1 protein-coding gene is annotated in these 896 nt (G+C 44.0%); it reads right to left on the reverse strand.

Translation table 11 applies throughout. From position 1 onward, the window contains the following. Window positions 1-302: 302 nt before the first annotated feature. Window positions 303-752: an IS200/IS605 family transposase gene (gene tnpA, locus AC0QH1_RS18080; protein WP_324632648.1), complete on the reverse strand. Its 450-nt coding sequence runs from the start codon at window positions 750-752 to the stop codon at window positions 303-305. Window positions 753-896: the final 144 nt, after the last annotated feature.

The raw sequence follows: 896 nt of genomic DNA on the forward strand, positions 1-896 counted from the left end.
GCCGGTGATGCCATTGCCGGTGATGCCATTGCCGGTGATGCCATTGCCGGTGATGCCATTGCCGGTGATGCCATTGCACGGATCTGCCGGGGGATAAATCCCCCGTCTCATAGCTCAAGTCGGTTAAAACCGACTGAAATGCCTATTCTGTAAGGCTTTCAGTCGGTTTCTAACCAACCCCACCCTATGAGGCTATTGTTTGTAACCTACGCCGGATCTTCTACTCGCTGTGGAGTTTGCAACGCCCTGCGGTTTATACCACCAATCCAACATCCGATCCAATCCAATAACCCGGGATGGGATTAACGTTTATTTTCGTACCACATTGAGGGGCGATCGTCTCGATCGCTAATTCGTTCTAGGGAAGGTTTTAAGTCATTCTTGAGATGATGTATTTTCTGATTTTTAACATAATTAACCGCTATATCCATTTGCTTACCTCCCAAAGAAAATACACCATAGCCATCCTGCCAACCAAATCGAGTGAGAGAACCCGAACCTGCGTGATTCAAATGATAGGTACTACTTCCTTTAATATTTTTAACAAATTCGGCAACGGATAAATTTGGTGGAATGGAAGCAACAATATGAATGTGGTCTTCTATGCCGCCAATGGCATGAACAATACAGCCAAGAGCATCGCTTTTGCCGATTATGTAAGGATAGAGTTCATCTTCTATTTCTGGAGTTATCAAAGGGAAACGCTGTTTTGTTGCCCATACCAAATGATAGTAGATTCGCCACAGAGACATAATCTATTAAAAATGTTCATTTAAAATTTTTATTATTTTATCACAAGCCGGGGGATATCAATCATGGGTTAACATCTCCAGCCACACCCGCCGGGGGATAAATCCCCCGTCTAATAGCTCAAGTCGGTTGAAACCGACTGAAAT

This window comes from Phormidium sp. CCY1219, from assembly GCF_055795085.1.